The following is a 23,386-nucleotide window of genomic DNA, read 5'->3' as shown; positions in this document are numbered from 1 at the left end:
TCGTCTCCTCAGAACTTCAGGCCGCCTTCACGGGCAGCATCGGCCAAAGCCTTTACCTTCCCGTGAAAGATGAACCCACCGCGGTCGAAATAGCATTCCTCGATGCCGGCGGCTTTCGCACGTTCGGCAATCGCGATACCAACCTTGGCAGCAGCGTCCTTGTTGTTGACACCCACGACGCCGAAATCTTTTTCCAGTGTCGAGGCCGAAGCCAGTGTAACACCATTCACATCGTCGATCAGCTGAACGCTGATGTTCTTGTTTGAACGGTGCACAGTCAGGCGCGGACGCCCGTTGGCCAGTTTTTTTAACTTGTTCCGAACGCGCAGGCGGCGTTTTTGGAACAGCTTTAGCTTAGTGTTCGCCATCTTTCGCGCCCTTACTTCTTCTTGCCTTCCTTACGGAAGATATACTCATCCTTGTAGCGGATACCTTTACCCTTATAGGGTTCGGGACGACGCCACTTGCGGATATTTGCTGCGGTTTCACCGACCAGTTGCTGATCAATACCTTCAACCACGACTTCGGTTTGCTTGGGTGTGGATACTGTCACACCGGCAGGCACCTCGAAGATCACTTCATGGCTGTAGCCAAGCGAAAGTTTCAGGTCCTTACCTTGCATCGCTGCACGGTACCCAACGCCGACCAGTTCCAGTTCCTTCTTGAAACCACCGGTCACGCCTTCGGCCAGGTTTGCAACCATCGAACGGGTCATACCCCATTGCTGGCGCGCGCGCTTGGACAGGCCGCGAGGCTTGATCGTGACAACGTTGCCATCAATGATGATATCCACATCGTCACCGGCCGTGAAGCTGCGGGTGCCTTTCGGCCCTTTGACTTCGATAGTCTGGCCAGACACCTGCGCGGACACACCCGAAGGCAGTTCAACAGGCTTTTTGCCAATACGAGACATTTCAGCCCTCCTTAGAACACGCGGCAGAGCACTTCGCCACCAACATTGGCGGCCCGTGCTGCTGCATCGGACATGACACCTTTGGGCGTCGAGACGACAGAAACACCCAGACCGTTACGGACTTGCGGGATGTTCTGCACACCGGAATAGACGCGGCGACCGGGCGTGGAAATGCGCTTCAACTCGCGGATAACAGGCTGGCCATCCGCATATTTCAGCGAAATTTCCAATTCTGCATGTCCGGTCGCAGCCGTCACATTTTCATAGCCACGGATGTAGCCTTCATCTTTCAGCACATCCAGAACCCATGCACGAAGCTTCGATGCGGGGGTGCGGACGGTTGATTTGCCACGCATCTGCGCGTTGCGGATGCGTGTCAGCATATCGCCGAGAGGATCGTTCATCGACATCTTGCGATCTCCTTACCAGCTCGACTTGACCATGCCCGGAATCTGACCCTTGGAGGCCAGATCACGAAGCGCGATCCGCGACAGTTTCAATTTACGATAGTAAGCCTTCGGACGACCTGTCAGCTGGCAGCGGTTGTGCAAGCGCGTCTCGGAGGAGTTGCGCGGCAGTTTTGCCAGTTTCAGGTTTGCCTTGAAGCGCTCTTCCATCGGGCGTTCGGCGTCGGCGGCGATTGCTTTCAGCTCTGCGCGTTTGGTTGCATATTTTGCCACCAGACGCTGACGCTTTCTCTCGCGCTCGACCATTGCTTTTTTAGCCATTGGTTCTCTCCCTCTCGCGTCAGCTATTGAAGGGCATGTTGAAAGCTTTCAACAGCGCCTTTGCTTCCGCGTCGGTTTTCGCGGTGGTGCAGATGATCACATCCATGCCCCAGACTTCGTCGATCTGATCGAAGTTAATTTCGGGGAATACGATATGTTCCTTGATACCCATGGCATAGTTACCACGACCGTCAAACGACGTGCCTTTGACACCGCGGAAGTCGCGCACGCGCGGCAGGGCGATGGTGATCAGGCGGTCAAGGAATTCATACATGCGCTCACCGCGCAGGGTGACCTTCACGCCCAGCGGCATTTCTTCACGAACGCGGAAACCCGCGATAGAATTGCGCGCCTTGGTGATAACGGCTTTCTGGCCAGCAATCGCAGTCAGATCTGCCTGAGCGGATTTGATTTTCTTGCTGTCCTTAACGGCTTCGCCGATGCCCATGTTCAGCACGATCTTGTCGAGCTTGGGGATCTGCATGTCGTTCTTGTAGCCGAACTCTTCTTTCAGAACCGCACGAACCTGGTCTTTGTAGACCCCTTTCAGGCGGGGGGTGTAATTGGCTTGATCAAGCATCAGATCGCCTCCCCTGTTGTTTTGGCGAAACGAACTTTCTTGTCGTCCTCGACACGGAAGCCAACGCGCGTTGCCTTGCCATTGCCGTCGACCAGCGCAAGATTGGACAGGTGGATCGGCATTGCCTGTGGCAAGCGCCCGCCCTGGCTGTCCTGGCCTTGCTTGGTGTGACGGATGGAAATGTTCAGGCCTTCGATGACGGCTTTTTCGTCCTTGGGCATGATACGGCTGATTTCGCCGGTCTTGCCTTTGTCCTTGCCAGTCAGGATGACGACCTTGTCACCTTTTTTCAGTTTCGCAGCCATCACAACACCTCCGGCGCGAGCGAGATGATCTTCATGAAGTTCTTCGCGCGCAATTCACGCACCACTGGCCCGAAAATACGGGTGCCGACGGGTTCGTTGGTATTGCTCAGGATAACCGCAGCGTTGCGGTCAAAGCGGATTGCGGTGCCGTCTTCGCGACGGACTTCTTTTGCGGTGCGCACGACGACAGCTTTACGCACATCGCCTTTCTTAACGCGGCCCCGCGGGATGGCTTCCTTGACCGACACCACGATGATGTCGCCCACCGACGCATAGCGTCGCTTGGAACCACCCAGAACCTTGATGCACTGCACCCGGCGTGCGCCGGAGTTGTCAGCGACATCCAGATTGGTCTGCATCTGGATCATTTGGTTTCTCCCGACCTTTGGGTATTCAACCCAGGGTTTCGATAAGTCTGGGAAGGTGGGACTTAAGCCGAAGCTTCAGTCACAACCTCCCAGCGCTTGGTTTTCGAGATAGGTGCGCATTCGCTGATGCGAACTGAATCACCGACCTTGAATTGGTTAAGCGGATCATGGGCGCGATATTTCTTCGTGCTACGAACCGTTTTCTTCATGACAGGGTGCGTGAAGCGGCGCTCTACCAGAACCGTTACGGTCTGGTCGTTCTTGTCGCTCGTCACTTTGCCTTGCAGTATGCGTTTGGGCATGTGCCAGCTCCTTAATTCGCCGCCGCTTCGCGGGCTTTTTCGTTGAGAATGGTCGAAACGCGTGCAGCGTCACGACGGATTTTGCGGACCCGTGCAGTGTTGTCCAACTGGTTCGTTGCTTTCTGGAAGCGCAGGTTAAACGCTTCTTTCTTCAACGATACCAATTCGTCGCGCAGCTGGTCCGGCGTCTTGGAACGTAAATCTTCGGCTTTCATGGCCATTTCCTTCAGTCAACAATCACCGGAGAGCCCCCTGTGACAGGGTCACCCTGATTCCCGGCGGAGGTGGATGAGCGTGCCGTATAGGCGTCTTGGCGGGCTTTGGCAAGGCTTTTGCCCGAAAGAAAACGCCCCGGCCAACCTTAGGCCGGGGCATTCCCGTTGTGTTCAGGTGGCGACCCGGCGGGCGCCCCCCTTCTTACCAATCTTCGCGAACGACAACGCGCGTCTTGATCGGCAGTTTCATCGCTGCCAGACGCAATGCCTCGCGGGCGATTGCATCATTGACGCCGTCAATCTCGAACATCACACGGCCGGGTTTGACCTTGGCTGCCCAGAAATCAACAGAGCCTTTACCCTTACCCATACGAACTTCGGTGGGTTTGGACGTGACCGGAACATCCGGAAAGATGCGGATCCAGACACGGCCCTGGCGTTTCATGTGGCGCGTCATGGCGCGACGTGCAGCTTCGATCTGGCGTGCCGTAATACGCTCGGGCTCGACAGCTTTCAGGCCATAGCTACCAAAGTTCAGGTCAAACCCGCCCTTTGCGTCGCCTTTGATGCGGCCCTTGTGCTGTTTGCGGAACTTGGTCCGTTTTGGTTGCAACATGGTGTCTCTCCTTCAGTCGGATCAGCGACGCGGGCGCTGTGCGCCGCCGCTGTCCTGAAGTTCCTGATGCCGGCGGTCACGGGCCTGCGGATCATGTTCCATGATCTCGCCCTTGAAGATCCAGACCTTCACACCGATGATGCCATAGGCTGTGTGCGCCTCGGAATGTGCGTGATCGATATCCGCGCGCAGTGTGTGCAGCGGAACGCGACCTTCACGATACCATTCGGTCCGCGCGATTTCTGCACCGCCCAGACGACCGGCAAGGTTCACACGGATACCCAGTACACCCATACGCATGGCGTTCTGCACAGACCGTTTCATAGCACGGCGGAAGCTGACGCGACGCTCCAGCTGCTGGCAAATGCTTTCTGCCACCAGTTGCGCGTCCAGTTCCGGCTTGCGAATCTCAACAATGTTCAGATGCAGGTCTGACGATGTCAGATTGGCCAGCTTCTTGCGCAGCGTTTCAATATCGGCGCCTTTTTTGCCGATGATGACGCCGGGACGTGCTGTGTGAATTGTCACGCGGCACTTCTTGTGCGGACGCTCGATGATCACACGGCTGATGCCTGCGGCCTTGCATTCATCATGGATGAAATCGCGGATCTTCAGATCCTCCAGCAACAGATCGCCGTAATCCTTGCTTTCAGCGAACCAACGGCTGTCCCAGGTGCGGTTCACCTGAAGGCGCATACCGATCGGATTAACCTTCTGACCCATTATGCTTGCTCCTCGACCTGGCGAACCGTGATGGTCAGCTCTGAAAACGGCTTCATGATCTTGCCAAAGCGGCCCCGTGCGCGCGGACGACCGCGTTTCATCACAAGGTTCTTGCCAACCCATGCTTCTGCAACAACCAGCCCGTCAACATCCAGACCGTGGTTGTTTTCAGCATTGGCAATCGCCGATTGCAGACATTTCTTGACGTCGCCAGCAATACGCTTCTTGGAGAAGGTCAGATCGCTAAGCGCCTTGTCTACTTTCTTGCCGCGGATCATGGCCGCAACAAGGTTCAGCTTCTGAGGCGAGGTACGCAGCATGCGCGACTTGGCCATGGCCTCGTTTTCGGCCACGCGGCGCGGATTCTTCTCTTTACCCATGGCTTATTTCCGTTTCGCTTTTTTGTCGGCCGCATGCCCGTAATAGGTACGGGTCGGTGAATACTCACCGAATTTCTGGCCAATCATGTCCTCGGTCACATTCACGGGAATGTGCTTCTTGCCGTTGTAGACACCAAATGTCAGACCCACGAACTGGGGCAGAATGGTGGAACGGCGGGACCAGATTTTGATAACTTCATTACGACCCGACTCGCGTGACTTCTCCGCCTTTTTCAAGACGTAAGCGTCAACGAAAGGGCCCTTCCAAACTGAACGTGCCATGGATTAGCGACCCTTCTTCTTCGCGTGACGTGACCGCAGAATATACTGGTCGGTCTGCTTGTTGGAGCGCGTCTTGCGACCCTTGGTGTCTTTGCCCCAGGGCGTAACCGGCGTACGGCCACCCGAGGTCCGACCCTCACCACCACCATGGGGGTGATCGATCGGGTTCATGGCAACACCACGCACCGACGGGCGTTTGCCCTGATGGCGCGTACGACCGGCCTTGCCGAAATTCTGGTTCGAATTGTCAGGGTTCGACACGGCACCAACCGTGGCAAAGCATTCCTGACGCACCAGACGCAGCTCACCCGATGACAGGCGAATCTGTGCATAGCCACCGTCACGGCCCACAAACTGGGCATAGGTGCCAGCAGCACGCGCGATCTGGCCACCCTTGCCGGGCTTCATTTCGATGTTGTGCACGATTGTGCCGATGGGCATGCCTGAAAACGGCATCGCATTGCCGGGCTTGATGTCGGCTTTCGCAGAAGCGATAACCTTGTCACCAACGGCCAGACGCTGCGGCGCCAGGATATAGGCCTGCTCGCCATCGGTATATTTGACCAATGCAATGAACGCGGTGCGGTTCGGGTCGTATTCGATCCGTTCCACAACAGCCGGAACGTCAAGCTTGTTGCGCTTGAAATCCACGATACGATAAAGACGCTTTGCGCCACCGCCAATGCGGCGTGCAGTGATCCGTCCGGTGTTGTTCCGCCCGCCCGACTTCGTCAAACCCTGTGTAAGGGATTTGACGGGGCGACCTTTCCAAAGCTCCGAACGGTCGATCAGAACCAGCCCACGCTGGCCCGGCGTCGTCGGCTTATACGACTTGAGTGCCATGCTTTCTGTCTTCCGTCAGCTCTGGACCAAAAAGGTCCGGTTTCAGTAACTCCGGCGCATGGTTTGCGCCAAATAACCAACGGCCCCGAATGCGTCGGGGCCGCTGAGTCGTTCAGTCTCTTATCAAAGGCCGGTCGAGACGTCGATAGCATTTCCCTCTTCGAGGGTAACATATGCTTTCTTTACGTCCTTGCGCCGACCCGCGATGCCGCGGAAGCGCTTGGTCTTGCCTTTGGTAATCGTGGTGTTGACCGCCTTGACCTTCACACCAAAGATCGCTTCGACAGCGTCCTTGATCTGGGGTTTGCTGGCATCAATCGCCACTTCGAACACCACGGCATTGGCTTCCGATGCCATGGTCGCTTTTTCAGTGATAACCGGCTTGCGGATCACATCGTATTGGGTTGCTTTCACACTCATGCCAGTCGAGCCTCCAGTGCTTCCAGGCCCGCACGGGTGATCACCAGCGTGTCACGGCGCAGAATGTCATAGACATTCGCCCCGATCGACGGCAGCACATCAACACCATCAAGGTTACGGGCGGCGCGGGCAAAATTCTCGTTCACCTCTGTCCCGTCAATGACAAGGGCTTTCTTCCAGCCCATATCCTTGATCGCCTTGGCCAGAATGGCAGTTTTTGCTTCTGCCATCTCGGTCGTGTCCAGAACCACCAGCTTGCCGCTGCCGGCTTTCGCCGACAATGCAAGCTTCAGGCCAAGTGCACGAATTTTCTTCGGCAGATCAAATGCATGGCTGCGCGGGGTCGGGCCCTTGTATACACCACCTTTGCGGAAGATCGGCGCGTTCCGGTCACCGTGGCGTGCGCCGCCGGTGCCCTTCTGGCGATAGATCTTCTTGGTGGAGTAGCTGGTTTCCGAACGGGTCTTCACCTTATGGGTGCCGGCCTGGGCCTTCGCCCGCTGCCAGCGCACCACACGGTGCAGGATGTCGGCGCGTGGCTCAAGGCCAAAAATGGCCTCATTGAGCTCAACCTCACCGGCAGTTCCTGCCTGCAGATTGACAACGTCGAGTTTCATCTCACTCGCCTTCCTTCTTATCGGCGTCAATCGAAGCTTCAGCCTGTTCCAGAGCAGCTTCCTGCTCTGCGGCTTCGGCTTCCATCGCGGCCTTGCGTGCAGCTTCTTCCTCGGCGGCGGCGGCGGCGGCCGCTTCTTCTGCGGCCTTGCGGGCAGCATCAGCAGCTGATTTCAGCGCGGCAGGCAGAATTGCGTTTTCAGGGAAGGGCTTCTTGACCGCATCCTTGATTGTAACCCATCCGCCTTTTGACCCCGGAACAGCGCCCTTGACCATGATCAGGCCACGGTCACTGTCGGTCTTGACGACCTGAAGGTTCTGCGTGGTGATCCGCGCAGCACCCATGTGACCGGCCATTTTCTTGCCTTTGAACACCTTGCCAGGGTCCTGACACTGACCGGTAGACCCGTGCGAACGGTGGCTGATCGACACACCGTGGCTGGCCCGCAGACCGCCAAAGTTGTGACGCTTCATCGCACCAGCAAAGCCCTTACCAATCGATGTGCCCGCGATGTCAACAAACTGACCCTCGAAATAATGATCGGCGGTGATTTCCTCACCGATTTCGATCAAGTTCTCGGGACTGACACGGAACTCGGCCAGTTTGCGCTTGGGCGCAACATTGGCTTTGGCGTAATGCCCGCGCATCGGCGCGGAAACACGCTTGGCTTTCGCCGCGCCAGCACCAAGCTGAACAGCAGTGTAGCCATCCTTGTCAGCAGTGCGTTGTGACACAACCTGCAAACCGTCGAGCTGAAGAACAGTCACGGGAATTTGCCGCCCGTCCTCCATAAACAACCGGGTCATCCCCAGCTTCTTTGCGATAACTCCAGAGCGCATTGTCCTGGCTCCTTACACTTTGATCTCGACATCGACACCTGCAGCGAGATCGAGCTTCATCAGCGCGTCAACGGTCTGCGGGGTCGGATCGACGATGTCGAGCAAACGTTTATGAGTGCGGATCTCCCACTGGTCGCGCGACTTCTTGTCGATATGCGGACCACGAAGAACCGTAAACTTTTCAATCTTGTTTGGCAGCGGAATCGGACCGCGAACCTGTGCGCCCGTGCGCTTGGCAGTGTTGACGATTTCCTGTGTGCTGGCGTCCAGTACACGGTAATCGAATGCCTTAAGCCGGATGCGGATATTCTGACCTTGCATTGTCTTGTCCTCGGCTGGGAGGGGCGCGGCTATCCGCGCACCCTGCCTGCGTTTCGATTACTCGATGATTTTTGCAACGACGCCGGCGCCGACGGTGCGGCCGCCTTCACGGATGGCGAAGCGCAGTTTCTCTTCCATGGCGATGGGCGCGATCAGTTCAACCGTGAATTTCAGGTTGTCGCCCGGCATCACCATTTCCGTGCCTTCAGGCAGTTGGACCATGCCGGTCACATCCGTGGTGCGGAAGTAGAATTGCGGACGGTAGTTCGCAAAGAACGGCGTGTGACGACCGCCTTCTTCCTTGGTCAGGATATAGGCTTCGGCTTCGAACTTGGTGTGTGGCTGAACCGATTTCGGTTTGCACAGAACCTGACCACGCTCCACGTCTTCGCGGCCAATCCCACGCAGCAGCGCGCCGATATTGTCGCCCGCTTCCCCGCGATCCAGCAGCTTGCGGAACATTTCCACGCCTGTGCAGGTCGTGGTTTTGGTGTCGCGGATACCAACGATTTCAATCGAATCGCCAACATTGATCACACCACGTTCCACACGGCCGGTCACAACCGTGCCACGACCGGAAATCGAGAACACATCCTCGATCGGCATCAGGAAGGGCTGGTCAACCGCACGCTCGGGGGTGGGGATGTATTCGTCAACCGCGGCCAGCAGCGCACGGATCGAATTCTCGCCGATTTCAGGATCACGGCCTTCCATCGCAGCCAGAGCAGAGCCTTTGATGATGGGGATATCGTCGCCCGGATAGTCGTAAGAGGTCAGCAGTTCGCGGATCTCCATCTCGACCAGTTCCAGCAATTCCTCGTCATCGACCTGATCGACCTTGTTCATGTAGACAACCATGAACGGAATGCCAACCTGACGGCCCAGCAGAATGTGCTCGCGCGTTTGCGGCATGGGGCCGTCAGCTGCGTTCACAACCAAAATAGCACCGTCCATCTGCGCCGCACCCGTGATCATGTTTTTCACATAGTCAGCGTGGCCGGGGCAATCGACATGCGCATAGTGGCGCGCATCGGTTTCATATTCGACATGCGCGGTCGAAATCGTGATCCCGCGGGCTTTCTCTTCAGGCGCACCATCAATCTGGTCATAGGCGCGGAAGTCACCGAAATACTTGGTGATCGCAGCCGTCAGCGTCGTCTTGCCGTGGTCAACATGGCCAATCGTGCCGATGTTCACATGCGGTTTATTGCGTTCAAACTTTTGCTTTGCCATTTTGGCTTCTCCTTAATCTTGTTGGGTGCGGTGGCGCGAGCCACCCTACTGCGTGGTGGTAGGGCGGGATCTGGCCCCGCCACACCGATCAGGCGTATTTCTTCTGGATCTCGTCCGAGACATTCTGCGGAACGGGTTCGTAATGGTCGAACTGCATGGTGAAGTTCGCACGTCCCGATGACATCGAGCGCAGGTTGTTGATGTAGCCGAACATGTTGGCCAGCGGAACGAATGCATCGATTGCGATTGCATTGCCGCGCTGGTCCTGCCCGGTCACCTGCCCGCGACGCGATGTCAGGTCACCAATGATCGAACCGGTGTATTCTTCCGGCGTGACCACTTCGACTTTCATCATCGGCTCAAGCAGTTTGGCGCCCGCTTTTTTCAGACCTTCGCGCATGCACATCCGTGCAGCGATCTCGAATGCCATGACCGAGGAGTCAACGTCGTGATACTTGCCATCCAGCAGCGCGACCTTGAAATCGATCACAGGGAAGCCAGCCAAGGGACCGGAATCCATAACGCTTCCGACACCTTTTTCGACGCCCGGGATATATTCCTTCGGAACCGTACCGCCAACAACGCGCGACTCGAAGCTGTAACCTTCGCCGGGTTCGGTCGGGGTAATTTCCAACTTCACCTCTGCGAACTGACCCGACCCACCAGATTGTTTTTTGTGGGTATAGGTATGCTCGATCTTGTGGCTGATCGTTTCACGGTAAGCCACTTGCGGCGCACCGATATTCGCTTCAACCTTGAATTCGCGCTTCAGACGGTCAACCAGAATGTCCAGATGCAGCTCGCCCATGCCCTTCATGATGGTCTGACCGGACTCATGGTCGGTTTCCACCCGGAAAGAGGGGTCTTCTGCGGCAAGACGTGCCAGACCCTGGCTCATCTTTTCCTGGTCATTTTTGGTTTTCGGCTCAACCGCGATCTCGATCACGGGATCGGGGAAGGTCATCGTTTCCAGAACCACCGGCGATTGCGCATTGCACAATGTGTCGCCTGTGGTGGTTTCTTTCAGACCTGCCAGCGCGATAATATCGCCCGCAGCCGCCCAATCGATTTCTTCGCGCGCGTTGGAGTGCATCATCATCATACGACCGACGCGCTCTTTCTTGCCCTTGGTTGCGTTCAGGATCTGATCGCCCTTGGAAATCACACCGGAATAGACGCGGGTGAAGGTCAGCGAGCCTACGAACGGGTCGTTCATGATTTTGAACGCCAGCGCTGCAAAGGGGTCATCATCCTTGGCCGAACGTGCGATATTGCGCGTTTCGGTTTCGTCCTTGGGGTCAAAACCCATATAGGCGGGCACGTCCAAAGGACCGGGCAGATAATCGATAACCGCGTTCAGCAGCGGCTGGACGCCCTTGTTCTTGAACGCAGAACCGGTGCACACGGGAACGAAATCCAGTGCCAGCGTTCCCTTGCGGATAAGGCGGCGCAGCGTTTCCTGATCCGGCTCGTTGCCTTCAAGATACGCTTCCATGACTTCATCATCCTGATCGACAACTGTTTCGATCAGATTGGCGCGCCATTCTTCTGCCAGATCTTTCAACTCGTCACGGACGGGCTGACGGGTCCAGCTTGCGCCAAGATCCTCGCCTTTCCATGTCCATTCTTCCATGGTCAGCAGATCGATGATGCCTTCAAGCTGGTCTTCGGCACCGATTGGAAGCTGCACGGGCAACGCGGTTGCACCGGTGCGGTCCTTGATCATCTTCACGCAGTTAAAGAAGTCAGCGCCGATCTTGTCCATCTTGTTGACGAACACGATGCGCGGAACCTTGTAGCGGTCAGCCTGACGCCACACGGTTTCGGTCTGGGGTTCAACACCGGCGTTACCGTCCAGAAGACAGATCGCACCGTCAAGCACGGCCAGCGAACGCTCGACTTCGATGGTGAAGTCAACGTGGCCGGGGGTGTCGATGATGTTGAAACGGTGCTTTTCGCTGAGGGGCGTCGTTCCGTCGATGGTTTTTTCCCAGAACGTGGTGGTCGCAGCAGAGGTGATGGTAATCCCACGCTCTTGCTCTTGCTCCATCCAGTCCATGGCGGCCGCGCCATCATGAACTTCGCCGATCTTGTGCGACTTGCCGGTATAAAACAGAATCCGCTCCGTCGTCGTGGTCTTGCCAGCGTCGATATGCGCCATGATCCCGAAGTTGCGGTAGCGCTCAAGGGGGTATTCGCGTGCCATGGTGTTAGGTCCTTTGGCTTGACGAGTGGTCGAAGGTTACCAACGATAGTGGCTGAATGCCTTGTTGGCATCGGCCATTTTGTGGGTATCTTCACGCTTCTTGACGGCAGAACCGCGCGAGTTGACTGCGTCAACCAGCTCGCCTGCCAAACGCTCTTCCATCGTGTTTTCATTGCGGGTGCGTGCAGCCTTGATCAGCCAGCGAATCGCCAGCGCCTCGCGGCGCTCGGGGCGAACTTCGACCGGCACCTGATAGGTTGCACCCCCAACACGACGAGAACGAACCTCGACCGAGGGTTTGATGTTTTCGAGCGCTTCGTGAAACACTTCGATAGGTGCGCGTTTCAGCTTGCCTTCAACGCGATCCATCGCGTTGTAAACAATTGATTCTGCAACCGATTTCTTACCGTCGATCATGAGGTTATTCATGAATTTCGACAGAACCTTATCCCCGAACTTGGCGTCGGGCAGGATTTCGCGCTTTTCAGCGGCGTGACGACGAGACATCTGGGACTCTCCTTACTTCGGACGCTTCGCGCCGTATTTCGAACGACGCTGCTTACGATCCTTGACGCCCTGAGTATCCAGAACACCACGCAGGATGTGATAGCGCACACCGGGAAGGTCTTTTACGCGACCGCCACGGATCAGCACGACCGAGTGCTCTTGCAGGTTGTGCTTTTCACCCGGGATATAGCTGATGACCTCATATCCGTTCGTCAGGCGCACTTTGGCAACCTTCCGCATGGCCGAGTTCGGCTTCTTAGGTGTTGAGGTATAGACGCGCGTGCACACGCCGCGTTTCTGGGGGCATTGCTCCAGATGCTGCGACTTGGAGCGCTTGACTTTAGGCTGCCGCGGCTTGCGGATCAGCTGTTGGATCGTTGGCATTCCGGTTCTTCCCGTTTCAACCCGTGTTACATGGCGCTTTCACGCCTCTCTATCGTATGCACCTACCGAATCGGCAGAACGCACAAAGCCGCTTGCGCCCCACTTGGGACGCCGCGGTGGAATTCCAGAGGATCGGGGCATATACCCGGATCTTGACCACTAAAATTCGTATGCCTGACCACGCGCACCAAACGGCCTGCGGGCAAGGTTATCGCGCGTATAGGGGGAGTCGTTGGGGTTGTCAACAGCTACCCGCCAGATGTCAGGGATGCCGCTGCCATTCGCTGTTTATGCCGCCGTTCGCGGTACAATGTATAGATGCCCGTGATAACAACAACCGCGCCGCCGACAAATGTCAGGCTGTCGGGCCATTCATCCAGAACCAGCCACCCCAGCATCAGCGCAGACAGAAGGCCCGCATATCGAAAGGGCGCAACAAAGGTCAGTTCACCCGTGCGCATGGCCAGAACAATCAGATAATAGCCAATGAACGAAAACACCACTGTGCCCGCCAGCCAACCCCATGCAACGGGGCTGGGCACAACCCATGTTTCCGTAACCGCACCAACAAGACCGAATACCGTTACACCAAGCGCAGTTGTGCAGGCCACAAGCGACGACGGGACGTTCCTGGCCATAACCCGCGTCGACAAATCGCGGATTGTGACCATAACAACCGTCAACAACGCAAAGACCGAGGGAAGCCCGAAATCCGCGCCACCCGGCCGAACGATAAGCAACACCCCGCAAAACCCCACCAGAATCGCACTTAACCTGCGCCACCCCAGTGGTTCGCGCAGAAACATCCATGCCGCCAGTGCAACAGCAAGCGGCACCACCTGAAGGATGGCGGTTACATTGGCCAGTGGCATGTTGAACAACGCGTTGAAGAAGAAATACGCTGCCATCGCCTCGGCTGCGGAACGCACAAGCAACAGCCGCCTGTCGCGCGGGTTCAACTGCGCGAAAGTTACACGACTGCGCCAGACCAGCACCCCGAACAAGGCCGTGACGATTGCCCCGCGCATGGCCAGTATCTGTAACGCGCTGAGTTCCGCGCCCAGCAATTTCAGAAAGGTGTCATTCACCGCGAATGCGCTTGATCCCACCAGCATGAACAGGGCCGCGCGCGTGTTGTCGTCTTTCATCATGGTCCCTGAAGTTTGGGTGACACTCACCCGCCAAGCGTCATCAGCATCTGTCGTGAAAACGGAAAACTTTGTGCAAGAATTGCGTCCAGCTCTTCATCGGACAGGTCAACCCGCGTGCCCGACATAAAGCCCGTGGAATCATTGTCGCGATGGACGGTGCGAATAAAGCGCGGCGTGACGCCATCGGTAAAGCAGTTCCAGCGCGTGTGAACCATGCGGTGGTCCATCGAAAAGACTGTGGGCCTTGCGCCACGCGGTGCGACCATGGACATGCCAATTCCCAACGGGGTCTTTTCATGCACACCGTAAAGCGTGGTGCCCCCTGCCCCCAGTTCCAGAAACAGCCCGTTGTTGAACGCAATGATTGCAGGGTTTTCAGGGCCGGATATTTGCATCAATGGCGCAGCAATCCGCTTGGTTTCGGCAATGCAATCGCTGCTGATCGCATCATCATCATCCAGCCGCATGGACACCACATGCGATGCAGAAGGGTGCGTGCAAATATCCAAGGCCTTCTTGGTCGACTTGAAATTATTCAATGGATGCAGCGCGATGATCCGGCCACCGGCCAAAGGGCGTATTTTCGCTTCAAGGCGCTGGCGCCAGTCACGCGGGAAATCGTCGCCAATGACAATGGCTGTGGTGAAGTCCTGATCGGTTTGCGCCAAAAGCGACGGCAGGGTCAGGGCTTCGAACAGGCGAAACCGTCGTTCCAGCCGATCCGGCGCATATAGTTGCTTTCGGACATCATGTTCCCCATCTTTGCTAAGGCGGAACCCCGCCAGTGCCACATAGGAAAAGCGGATCACTACAATCACTTGGGTCGAAAAATCAGGGGGCATGTCGCGCTCCTTAACATATTCACAAGTGATGCCCGAGGCGCCACAAAAAGAAAAGCCCCCGCAACACAGGCTGCGGGGGCTTTCATCATTTTTTATCGTAAAGCTCAGTCGTCGCGTTTTCCGAAAACAATGTCCGCTTCCGAACGCTCCACAGGTTCAGGGGCGGCCAGGGCGGCGGCTGCCTCTGCTTCGGCGCGGCGGGCTTCCAGAACCTTGCGGTCACGCTCGCCGGCAATGTTGCGCACCTGATTGACAACGCCACCGGTGCCCGCCGGGATAAGGCGGCCAACAATCACGTTTTCCTTCAGGCCAACAAGGTGGTCACGCTTGCCCTGCACCGAAGCTTCGGTCAGCACGCGGGTGGTTTCCTGGAAACTGGCTGCCGAAATGAAGCTGCGCGTCTGCAAGCTGGCTTTGGTGATGCCCAGCAAGATCGGCTCGCCCCTGGCCGGTTCCATCCCGTGCGACATGGCCTTGGCATTGGCTTCTTCAAACTCGATCTTGTCGACATGCTCGCCTTTCAGCAGCGTGGTTTCGCCACTGTCAAGGATCTCCCATTTTTGCAGCATCTGCCGCACGATCACCTCGATATGCTTGTCGTTGATCTTCACGCCTTGCAGGCGATACACGTCCTGCACTTCGTCGATCAGGTAGTTTGCCAAAGCCTCGATGCCCAGAATGCGCAGAATGTCATGGGGGGCAGGGTTGCCATCCATGATGTAATCACCGCGCTGGACAAAGTCGCCTTCCTGCACCGGAATGTGCTTGCCTTTGGGGACAAGATATTCCGCCGCTTCCAGCGTGTCATCAGCGGGTTCAATGCGGATGCGACGCTTGTTCTTGTAGTCCTTGGCAAAGCGCACATACCCGTCAAGTTCACAGATGATCGCATGGTCCTTGGGACGACGCGCTTCAAACAGTTCGGCCACACGCGGCAGACCACCGGTAATGTCCTTTGTTTTTGCGCCTTCACGCGGGATACGCGCAACAACGTCACCGATCAGAATGTCCTGCCCGTCTTCGATGGACAAAATGGCGTCAACCGACATCGGATAGGTCACCGGATTGCCATGTTCATTGCGCACGGGATCGCCGGTTTCGGGGTCCATCAGAATGACTTCAGGCTTCAGATCGCCACCTTTCGGCACCGACCGCCAGTCCGTCACAATCTTCTGGGTCATGCCGGTTGCGTCATCGGTTTCGTCACGCACCGACAAGCCTGCAATCAGGTCGACGAAGCGGGTCTTGCCGTTGGTTTCCGCAATGATCGGCAGGGTGTAGGGGTCCCATTCGAACAGTTTTGCGCCACGCTCCACCTGCTCGCCATCCTTGACGAACAGTTTGGAACCGTAGCCCGGCTTGAACACCGCACGCTCGACGTTGTTTTCGTCAATGATGGCGATCTGCATGGACCGCCCCGTGACAATCAACTCGCCCGCGGCGTTTTCGATGGTCTGGATGTTGCGCAATTCGATCCGGCCAGCCGCGTTTGTTTCCTGGAAGGACTGGCTGCCACCCTGTGCGATACCCCCGATATGGAAGGTCCGCATGGTCAGCTGCGTGCCCGGCTCGCCGATGGATTGCGCCGCGATGATGCCCACGGCCTCGCCTTTGTTCACCAATGTACCGCGAGCAAGATCGCGCCCGTAGCATTTGGCACAAACGCCTTCGTCCGCTTCACAGGTCAAGGGCGAGCGGATTTTGACGGTGGCAACACCTGCCCCTTCGATCACGTCCGCATCGCGTTCGTCGATCAGGGCATTCTTGGCAACCAGAACTTCGCCGGATGCAGGATCAATAACATCCTCTGCCGCGACACGGCCCAGAACGCGCTCGGCCAAGGACGAGACAACTTCACCATCATTCACCGCAGCCTGCGCCGTGATGAACAACTCGGTGCCGCAATCGTCACTGCGCACAATGCAATCCTGCGCCACGTCAACCAGACGACGGGTCAGATAACCGGAGTTCGCGGTTTTCAACGCCGTATCGGCCAGACCCTTACGCGCCCCGTGGGTGGAGTTGAAATACTCCAACACGGTCAGACCTTCTTTGAAGTTCGAGATGATCGGCGTCTCGATGATCTCGCCCGAAGGTTTGGCCATCAGACCGCGCATCCCGCCCAGCTGTTTCATCTGGGCGGGCGAGCCACGCGCCCCGGAATGGGACATCATGTAAACCGAATTCGGTTCCAGTTCGCGCCCTTCCGCATCGCGAAGCACGGCCGAGATTTCGGCCATCATCTCATTCGCGACAGCGTCCGAACATTTCGACCATGCATCGACGACTTTGTTGTATTTTTCGCCCTGCGTGATCAGCCCGTCCAGATATTGCTGCTCGAAACTGCCAACCTGATCGCGGGTTTCATTCACCAGCGTCCATTTGGTTTCCGGGATCAGCATGTCATCCTTGCCGAAGGAAATACCGGCGCGGAACGCTTCGCGGAAACCAAGCGACATGATCTGGTCACAGAAAATGACTGACTCTTTCTGGCCGCAATAGCGGTAGACATTGTCGATGACGTTCTGAACGTCTTTTTTCCGCAACAGGCGGTTCACCAGTTCAAACGGCGCTTTCGCATTCAGCGGCAGCAGCGCACCCAGCCGCAAACGGCCCGGTGTGGTTTCATACCGGCGCGAGACTTCGTTGCCATCTTCGTCGATCTGCATGACGCGGCACTGAATCTTGGCATGCAGATGAACTTCATCTGCCGCAATCGCATGTTCCACTTCCTCGATTGAGGAGAAGATCATCCCCTCGCCCTTCATGCCTTCGCGCATCATCGAGACATAATACAGCCCCAAAACCATATCCTGCGACGGAACGATGATCGGCGCGCCGTTGGCAGGCGACAGAACGTTGTTCGTCGACATCATCAGAACGCGGGCTTCAAGCTGCGCTTCCAGCGACAGCGGCACATGCACCGCCATCTGGTCGCCGTCAAAATCGGCGTTGAACGCGGAACAAACCAGCGGGTGCAGCTGGATTGCCTTGCCTTCGATCAGGATCGGTTCAAACGCCTGAATGCCCAGACGGTGCAATGTCGGCGCACGGTTCAGCAGAACGGGGTGTTCGCGGATGACTTCATCCAGAATATCCCAGACTTCAGGGCGTTCCTTCTCGACCAGCTTTTTGGCTTGCTTCACGGTGCTCGACAGGCCCTTGGCCTCCAGCCGCGAATAGATGAAGGGCTTGAACAGCTCCAACGCCATCTTCTTGGGCAGACCACACTGGTGCAGTTTCAGTTCGGGGCCGGTCACAATGACCGAACGGCCCGAGAAGTCGACGCGCTTACCCAAAAGGTTCTGGCGGAAACGGCCCTGCTTGCCTTTCAGCATGTCCGACAGCGACTTCAGCGGGCGTTTGTTGTTGCCCGTGATCACGCGGCCACGGCGGCCATTGTCAAACAGTGCATCGACCGCTTCTTGCAACATGCGCTTCTCATTACGCACGATGATATCGGGTGCACGCAGTTCGATCAGGCGCTTCAGGCGGTTGTTGCGGTTGATGACGCGGCGATACAGGTCATTCAGGTCCGATGTCGCGAACCGGCCACCATCCAGCGGCACCAGCGGGCGCAACTCTGGCGGGATGACGGGCAGCACGGTCAGCACCATCCATTCCGGGCGGTTGCCGGATTCGATGAAATGCTCCACCACTTTCAGCCGCTTGATGATCTTTTTGGGCTTCAACTCGCCCTTGGCTTCTTTCAGCTCTTCGCGCAGGCGCAGGGCTTCATCTTCAAGGTCGATATTGGCCAGCATTTCGCGGATGGCTTCGGCACCGATATTGGCGGTGAAGGCGTCCGCACCATATTGGTCCTGTGCATCCAGAAACTCTTCTTCGGTCATCAACTGGCCATAGGACAGATCGGTCAGGCCCGGTTCGATAACGACATAGTTTTCGAAATACAGAATGCGTTCCAGATCGCGCAGCGTCATGTCCAGCATCAGGCCGATCCGTGACGGAAGCGATTTCAGAAACCAGATATGCGCGACAGGTGCAGCCAGTTCGATATGACCCATGCGTTCGCGGCGCACTTTTTGCAGCGTGACTTCCACACCGCATTTTTCGCAGACAACGCCGCGGTATTTCATGCGCTTGTATTTGCCGCACAGGCATTCGTAGTCCTTGATCGGCCCGAAAATACGCGCACAGAACAACCCGTCACGTTCTGGCTTGAACGTCCGGTAGTTGATGGTTTCAGGCTTCTTGATCTCGCCGTAGGACCAGCTCAGAATACGCTCTGGCGAAGCCAAGGACACCCTGATCTGGTCAAAGGTCTTGGTTTGGGCCAGCGGGTTGAACGGGTTTGTGGTAAGTTCCTGGTTCATGATCATTTCCTTGAAAGGGTCGGGGGGGACAGGGGCAGAGAGTGAAATTTACGCACCCTGCCAGCTATGTGCAGGGTGCGTGGGCTCACGCAGCGTTACCCCTCCTCCTCCGAATCCAGGAGTTCCATATTCAGGCCGAGGCCACGGACTTCTTTCACCAGAACGTTAAACGATTCCGGCACGCCCGCTTCATAGTTGTCCTCGCCCTTGACGATCGATTCATACACCTTGGTCCGGCCTGCCACGTCGTCCGATTTGACAGTCAGCATTTCCTGAAGCGTATAGGCCGCACCGTAAGCTTCCAGTGCCCAGACCTCCATCTCGCCCAGACGCTGACCACCGAACTGCGCTTTACCACCCAGCGGCTGCTGCGTGACAAGGCTGTAAGGCCCGGTTGAACGCGCGTGCAGCTTGTCGTCAACAAGGTGGTGCAGTTTCAGCATGTATTTCACACCCACAGTCACCGAACGGGCAAACTGTTCGCCCGTGCGCCCGTCAAAGACGACCGACTGGCCAGATGTGTCAAAACCGGCGCGCCGCAGCGCATCATCGACATCAGGTTCCTTGGCACCATCGAATACCGGCGTGCCAATCGGCACCCCCTTTGTGACGGTCGTTGCAGACTCGACAAGGGCGGTTTCATCCATGCCATCGAACACTTCGGCATAGAAGTCATCACCATAGCCAATGCGCATAGCTTCACGCACAGGCGTCATGTCACCTGACCGGCGGTATTCCTGCAATGCCTCGTCGATCTGAACGCCCAGACCGCGCAAGGCCCAGCCCATATGGGTTTCCAGAATCTGGCCGACATTCATCCGCGATGGCACGCCCAGCGGGTTCAGCACCATGTCAACCGTGGTCCCGTCTGCCAGAAACGGCATATCCTCGACCGGTACGACCTTGGAGATGACGCCTTTGTTGCCGTGACGACCGGCCATTTTGTCCCCTGCCTGAAGCTTGCGCTTCACGGCGACGAACACCTTGACCATTTTCATCACGCCCGGTGGCAGATCATCGCCACGACGGACTTTTTCGACCTTATCGTCGAAACGGGCCTGCAACTGGCGCTTTTGCTGGTCGTAAAGGGCATTCAGCGCCTCTACTTCCTGTGCCTCGGCCTCGTCGGACAAGGCAAGCTGCCACCACTGACCACGGCTCAGGCTTTCAAGCAATTCGTCGGTAATCTCGGAATTGGATTTGACACCTTTGGGGCCTTTGACAGCCACTTTGCCGAAGATCAGCTGCTTCAGACGACCGTAGATGTTGCGCTCCAGAATCTCCAGCTCGTCATCGCGGTCGCGTGACAGGCGTTCGATTTCTTCGCGTTCGATCTGTAGGGCGCGTTCATCTTTTTCCACACCATGGCGGTTGAACACGCGCACTTCAACGATCGTCCCGTAAGCCCCCGGTGGCAGACGCAGCGATGTGTCGCGCACATCGGACGCCTTTTCACCAAAGATCGCGCGCAACAGCTTTTCTTCCGGCGTCATCGGGCTTTCGCCTTTTGGCGTGACCTTGCCTACCAGAATGTCACCGGCCTGAACTTCGGCGCCGACATAGACGATGCCTGCCTCATCCAGATTGCGCAGTGCTTCTTCACCCACGTTGGGAATATCGCGGGTGATATCTTCCGGGCCAAGCTTGGTGTCGCGGGCCGCAACTTCGTATTCATCGATATGAATCGAGGTGAACACGTCATCTTTCAGAATACGCTCTGAAATCAGGATCGAGTCCTCGAAGTTGTAGCCATTCCACGGCATGAACGCCACGACGATGTTACGCCCGACGGCCAGTTCACCCATGTCGGTGCACGGACCATCAGCAATAACTTCGCCACGCGATACATGATCACCCACCTTCACCAAGGGGCGCTGGTTGATGCATGATGACGCGTTCGAGCGTTTGAACTTGCGCAGACGGTAGATATCCACGCCCGGCTCGCCCGCTTCCAGCATTTCGGTCGCACGCACAACAATACGCTGCGCGTCGACCTGGTCGATAACACCAGCACGACGCGTCAGGATGGCCGCACCGGAATCGCGGGCAACAATGCCCTCCATGCCTGTGCCGACCAATGGCGCGTCTGATTGCAGCAACGGCACAGCCTGCCGCATCATGTTCGACCCCATCAACGCGCGGTTGGCGTCGTCGTTTTCAAGGAACGGGATCAGGGATGCCGCAACCGAAACCAGCTGCTTGGGCGACACGTCAATCAGGTCAACGGCTTCGCGCGGGTTCAGCATGAACTCGCCAGCTTTGCGCGTGGACACCAGTTCGTTGACGAAGGCGCCATTTTCATCAAGCGTCGCGTTGGCCTGCGCAACCGTGTGGCGTTGCTCTTCGGTGGCTGACAGATAGACCACTTCATCCGTGACCTGCCCGTCCACAACCTTGCGATAGGGTGTTTCGATGAAGCCGTATTTGTTGACGCGCGCGAATGTCGCCAGAGAGTTGATCAGACCGATATTCTGACCTTCGGGCGTTTCAATCGGGCACATGCGGCCATAATGGGTGGGGTGAACGTCGCGCACCTCGAAACCCGCGCGTTCGCGCGTCAGACCACCTGGCCCAAGCGCGGACAGGCGGCGTTTGTGTGTCACTTCGGACAGCGGGTTTGTCTGGTCCATGAACTGGGACAACTGGCTGGAGCCGAAGAATTCACGCACTGCGGCCGCAGCCGGTTTCGCGTTGATCAGATCCTGCGGCATGACAGTGTCAATCTCGACCGAGGACATGCGCTCGCGGATCGCACGCTCCATGCGCAGCAGGCCAACGCGATACTGGTTTTCCATCAACTCGCCCACGGACCGCACGCGACGGTTGCCAAGGTGGTCAATGTCGTCAATCTCGCCCTTGCCATCACGCAATTCGACCAGACCGCGAATACACGCCACCACATCTTCGGGGCGCAGCGTGCGTAGTGTGTCTGGTGCATCAAGCTGAAGGCGCATGTTCATCTTCACACGGCCAACGGCGGACAGGTCATAGCGTTCGGAATCGAAGAACAACTGGTCAAACAGCGCCGATGCTGTGTCAACGGTCGGCGGCTCGCCGGGGCGCATGACACGGTAAATGTCCATCAGCGCGTTTTCGCGGCTCCAGTTTTTGTCCGCAGCCATGGTGTTGCGGATATAGGGGCCGACATTGACACCGTCGATGTCCAGAACCTCGATATCCGTGATGCCGTTGTCCAGCAGCACTTTCAGCGTGCCGCCCTTGACTTCGCCATCCTTGTCCAGATCCCAGGTCAGTTCTTCGCCGGCTTCGGCATAGATTTCGCCGGTTTCTTCGTTGATCAGGTCCTGGGCAACATAGCGGCCAACGATATGGTCAAACGGAACCAGCAGGTCAGTGACTTTGCCTTCGTCGATCAGCTGCTTGACCATGCGCGGGGTCATCTTGTCGCCAGCCTTGCAGATGACTTCGCCGGTTGCAGCGTCGACCAGATCGATTGTCGGGCGGGTGCCGCGCACACGCTCGGGGAAGAATTTTGTGACCCAACCCTTGTTCTTTTGCAGGCTGAAGCTGACGCGGTCATAATACGCGTTCATGATCTGGTTCTGATCCATGCCCAACGCATACAGAAGCGTGGTCACAGGCAGTTTGCGGCGGCGGTCGATCCGCGCAAAAACCATATCCTTGGCGTCAAATTCAAAATCAAGCCATGACCCGCGATACGGAATGATCCGGCAGGTAAACAGCAGCTTGCCCGAGCTGTGCGTTTTCCCCTGATCATGGTCAAAGAACACGCCGGGGCTGCGGTGCATCTGGCTGACCACCACCCGTTCGGTGCCGTTGACAATGAACGTCCCGTTTCCGGTCATAAGCGGCATGTCGCCCATGAACACGTCTTGTTCCTTGATATCCTTAACGGATTTCGCGCCGGTGTCTTCATCAATATCAAATACGATCAGCCGCAGCGTAACTTTCAACGGTGCCGCATATGTCATGTCGCGCTGGATGCATTCGTCGGTGTCGTATTTCGGTTTTTCCAGTTCGTATTTCACGAACTCCAGCGTTGCCGTTTCGTTGAAATCCTTGATCGGGAAAACCGACTGGAACACCCCCATGATGCCTTCGCCGTCAAGCGGGCGGTCCGCATCGCCGGAGCGAAGGAACAAATCATACGAATTTTTCTGAATCTCGATCAGATTCGGCATTTCCAGAACTTCACGGATCTTGCCGAACATCCTGCGGATACGTTTCTGGCCAACATAGGACTGAGCCATGCGCGTCGTCACCTTTCATGGTCTTCGCTGGCGGGCGCGCTGTCGG

Annotated in this window: 26 protein-coding genes; all 26 read right to left on the bottom strand. The window is 57.0% G+C overall.

Features of this window, described 5'->3' with window-relative positions; genetic code table 11:
* Positions 1 to 8: 8 nt before the first annotated feature.
* The 26 genes from rplR to rpoB all read right to left on the bottom strand — a co-directional run bounded on the left by rplR (position 9) and on the right by rpoB (position 23,340).
* Positions 9 to 368: a 50S ribosomal protein L18 gene (rplR, locus tag P8S53_RS03700; protein WP_277805815.1), complete on the bottom strand. Its 360-nt coding sequence runs from the start codon at positions 366 to 368 to the stop codon at positions 9 to 11.
* Positions 369 to 379: 11 nt separating this feature from the next.
* On the bottom strand, positions 380 to 913 hold the full coding sequence (gene rplF / locus P8S53_RS03695) for a 50S ribosomal protein L6 (protein ID WP_277805814.1): 534 nt from the start codon (positions 911 to 913) through the stop codon (positions 380 to 382).
* A gap of 11 nt (positions 914 to 924) precedes the next feature.
* Complete coding sequence (gene rpsH / locus P8S53_RS03690) at positions 925 to 1,323, bottom strand: 30S ribosomal protein S8 (RefSeq protein WP_277805813.1); 399 nt, start codon at positions 1,321 to 1,323, stop codon at positions 925 to 927.
* Between the two features lie 12 nt (positions 1,324 to 1,335).
* Positions 1,336 to 1,641: a 30S ribosomal protein S14 gene (rpsN, locus tag P8S53_RS03685; RefSeq protein WP_277805812.1), complete on the bottom strand. Its 306-nt coding sequence runs from the start codon at positions 1,639 to 1,641 to the stop codon at positions 1,336 to 1,338.
* Between the two features lie 19 nt (positions 1,642 to 1,660).
* Positions 1,661 to 2,221 carry a 50S ribosomal protein L5 gene (gene rplE / locus P8S53_RS03680; protein ID WP_277805811.1) on the bottom strand — a complete coding sequence of 187 codons (561 nt, stop codon included), beginning with the start codon at positions 2,219 to 2,221 and terminating at the stop codon, positions 1,661 to 1,663.
* Positions 2,221 to 2,526, bottom strand: a complete 306-nt coding sequence (gene rplX, locus P8S53_RS03675) for a 50S ribosomal protein L24 (protein WP_277805810.1) — start codon at positions 2,524 to 2,526, stop codon at positions 2,221 to 2,223. The genes rplE and rplX overlap by 1 nt, the downstream gene beginning before the upstream one ends.
* Positions 2,526 to 2,894 (bottom strand): 50S ribosomal protein L14, encoded by a 369-nt coding sequence (gene rplN, locus P8S53_RS03670; RefSeq protein ID WP_277805809.1) that lies wholly within the window; start codon positions 2,892 to 2,894, stop codon positions 2,526 to 2,528. Before rplN ends, rplX begins: the two co-directional genes overlap by 1 nt.
* Before the next feature lie 62 nt (positions 2,895 to 2,956).
* The gene (rpsQ, locus tag P8S53_RS03665; RefSeq protein ID WP_277805808.1) at positions 2,957 to 3,196 is read right to left on the bottom strand and encodes a 30S ribosomal protein S17; all 240 of its coding nucleotides are present in this window, start codon (positions 3,194 to 3,196) and stop codon (positions 2,957 to 2,959) included.
* A gap of 11 nt (positions 3,197 to 3,207) precedes the next feature.
* Entirely contained in the window at positions 3,208 to 3,411 is a 204-nt protein-coding gene (gene rpmC / locus P8S53_RS03660) for a 50S ribosomal protein L29 (protein ID WP_277805807.1), read from the bottom strand.
* Positions 3,412 to 3,613: 202 nt separating this feature from the next.
* Positions 3,614 to 4,027, bottom strand: a complete 414-nt coding sequence (rplP, locus tag P8S53_RS03655; protein ID WP_274349945.1) for a 50S ribosomal protein L16 — start codon at positions 4,025 to 4,027, stop codon at positions 3,614 to 3,616.
* 21 nt (positions 4,028 to 4,048) lie between these two features.
* A complete protein-coding gene (gene rpsC, locus P8S53_RS03650; RefSeq protein ID WP_277805806.1) occupies positions 4,049 to 4,750 on the bottom strand; it encodes a 30S ribosomal protein S3 in 702 nt (233 codons plus the stop codon).
* Complete coding sequence (rplV, locus tag P8S53_RS03645; protein ID WP_277805805.1) at positions 4,750 to 5,130, bottom strand: 50S ribosomal protein L22; 381 nt, start codon at positions 5,128 to 5,130, stop codon at positions 4,750 to 4,752. Before rplV ends, rpsC begins: the two co-directional genes overlap by 1 nt.
* 3 nt (positions 5,131 to 5,133) lie before the next feature.
* Positions 5,134 to 5,412, bottom strand: a complete 279-nt coding sequence (gene rpsS / locus P8S53_RS03640; protein WP_071469573.1) for a 30S ribosomal protein S19 — start codon at positions 5,410 to 5,412, stop codon at positions 5,134 to 5,136.
* Between the two features lie 3 nt (positions 5,413 to 5,415).
* On the bottom strand, positions 5,416 to 6,255 hold the full coding sequence (rplB, locus tag P8S53_RS03635) for a 50S ribosomal protein L2 (protein ID WP_277805804.1): 840 nt from the start codon (positions 6,253 to 6,255) through the stop codon (positions 5,416 to 5,418).
* Positions 6,256 to 6,378: 123 nt separating this feature from the next.
* Positions 6,379 to 6,675 carry a 50S ribosomal protein L23 gene (locus tag P8S53_RS03630; RefSeq protein ID WP_274349941.1) on the bottom strand — a complete coding sequence of 99 codons (297 nt, stop codon included), beginning with the start codon at positions 6,673 to 6,675 and terminating at the stop codon, positions 6,379 to 6,381.
* Entirely contained in the window at positions 6,672 to 7,292 is a 621-nt protein-coding gene (gene rplD / locus P8S53_RS03625) for a 50S ribosomal protein L4 (RefSeq protein ID WP_306417872.1), read from the bottom strand. Before rplD ends, P8S53_RS03630 begins: the two co-directional genes overlap by 4 nt.
* Position 7,293: 1 nt before the next feature.
* Complete coding sequence (rplC, locus tag P8S53_RS03620; protein WP_306417828.1) at positions 7,294 to 8,130, bottom strand: 50S ribosomal protein L3; 837 nt, start codon at positions 8,128 to 8,130, stop codon at positions 7,294 to 7,296.
* A gap of 12 nt (positions 8,131 to 8,142) precedes the next feature.
* On the bottom strand, positions 8,143 to 8,451 hold the full coding sequence (rpsJ, locus tag P8S53_RS03615; protein WP_071469578.1) for a 30S ribosomal protein S10: 309 nt from the start codon (positions 8,449 to 8,451) through the stop codon (positions 8,143 to 8,145).
* Positions 8,452 to 8,508: 57 nt separating this feature from the next.
* Entirely contained in the window at positions 8,509 to 9,684 is a 1,176-nt protein-coding gene (gene tuf / locus P8S53_RS03610) for an elongation factor Tu (protein ID WP_277803932.1), read from the bottom strand.
* Between the two features lie 88 nt (positions 9,685 to 9,772).
* Positions 9,773 to 11,890, bottom strand: a complete 2,118-nt coding sequence (gene fusA / locus P8S53_RS03605; RefSeq protein WP_277805802.1) for an elongation factor G — start codon at positions 11,888 to 11,890, stop codon at positions 9,773 to 9,775.
* 36 nt (positions 11,891 to 11,926) lie between these two features.
* A complete protein-coding gene (rpsG, locus tag P8S53_RS03600) occupies positions 11,927 to 12,397 on the bottom strand; it encodes a 30S ribosomal protein S7 (protein ID WP_274352817.1) in 471 nt (156 codons plus the stop codon).
* A 12-nt stretch (positions 12,398 to 12,409) separates the two neighbouring features.
* On the bottom strand, positions 12,410 to 12,781 hold the full coding sequence (gene rpsL, locus P8S53_RS03595; RefSeq protein ID WP_277805801.1) for a 30S ribosomal protein S12: 372 nt from the start codon (positions 12,779 to 12,781) through the stop codon (positions 12,410 to 12,412).
* 248 nt (positions 12,782 to 13,029) lie between these two features.
* Positions 13,030 to 13,932 carry a DMT family transporter gene (locus P8S53_RS03590; protein ID WP_277805800.1) on the bottom strand — a complete coding sequence of 301 codons (903 nt, stop codon included), beginning with the start codon at positions 13,930 to 13,932 and terminating at the stop codon, positions 13,030 to 13,032.
* 23 nt (positions 13,933 to 13,955) lie between these two features.
* Positions 13,956 to 14,774, bottom strand: coding sequence for a glycosyltransferase (locus tag P8S53_RS03585; RefSeq protein WP_277805799.1), 819 nt, complete (start codon positions 14,772 to 14,774; stop codon positions 13,956 to 13,958).
* A gap of 104 nt (positions 14,775 to 14,878) precedes the next feature.
* Complete coding sequence (gene rpoC, locus P8S53_RS03580; protein ID WP_277805798.1) at positions 14,879 to 19,108, bottom strand: DNA-directed RNA polymerase subunit beta'; 4,230 nt, start codon at positions 19,106 to 19,108, stop codon at positions 14,879 to 14,881.
* Between the two features lie 95 nt (positions 19,109 to 19,203).
* Positions 19,204 to 23,340, bottom strand: a complete 4,137-nt coding sequence (gene rpoB / locus P8S53_RS03575; protein WP_277805797.1) for a DNA-directed RNA polymerase subunit beta — start codon at positions 23,338 to 23,340, stop codon at positions 19,204 to 19,206.
* Between the last annotated feature and the right edge of the window lie 46 nt (positions 23,341 to 23,386).

The sequence above is a fragment of the Roseinatronobacter sp. S2 genome (assembly GCF_029581395.1).
Lineage (GTDB): Bacteria > Pseudomonadota > Alphaproteobacteria > Rhodobacterales > Rhodobacteraceae > Roseinatronobacter.
This window is presented reverse-complemented; position numbering and strand designations above follow the sequence as displayed.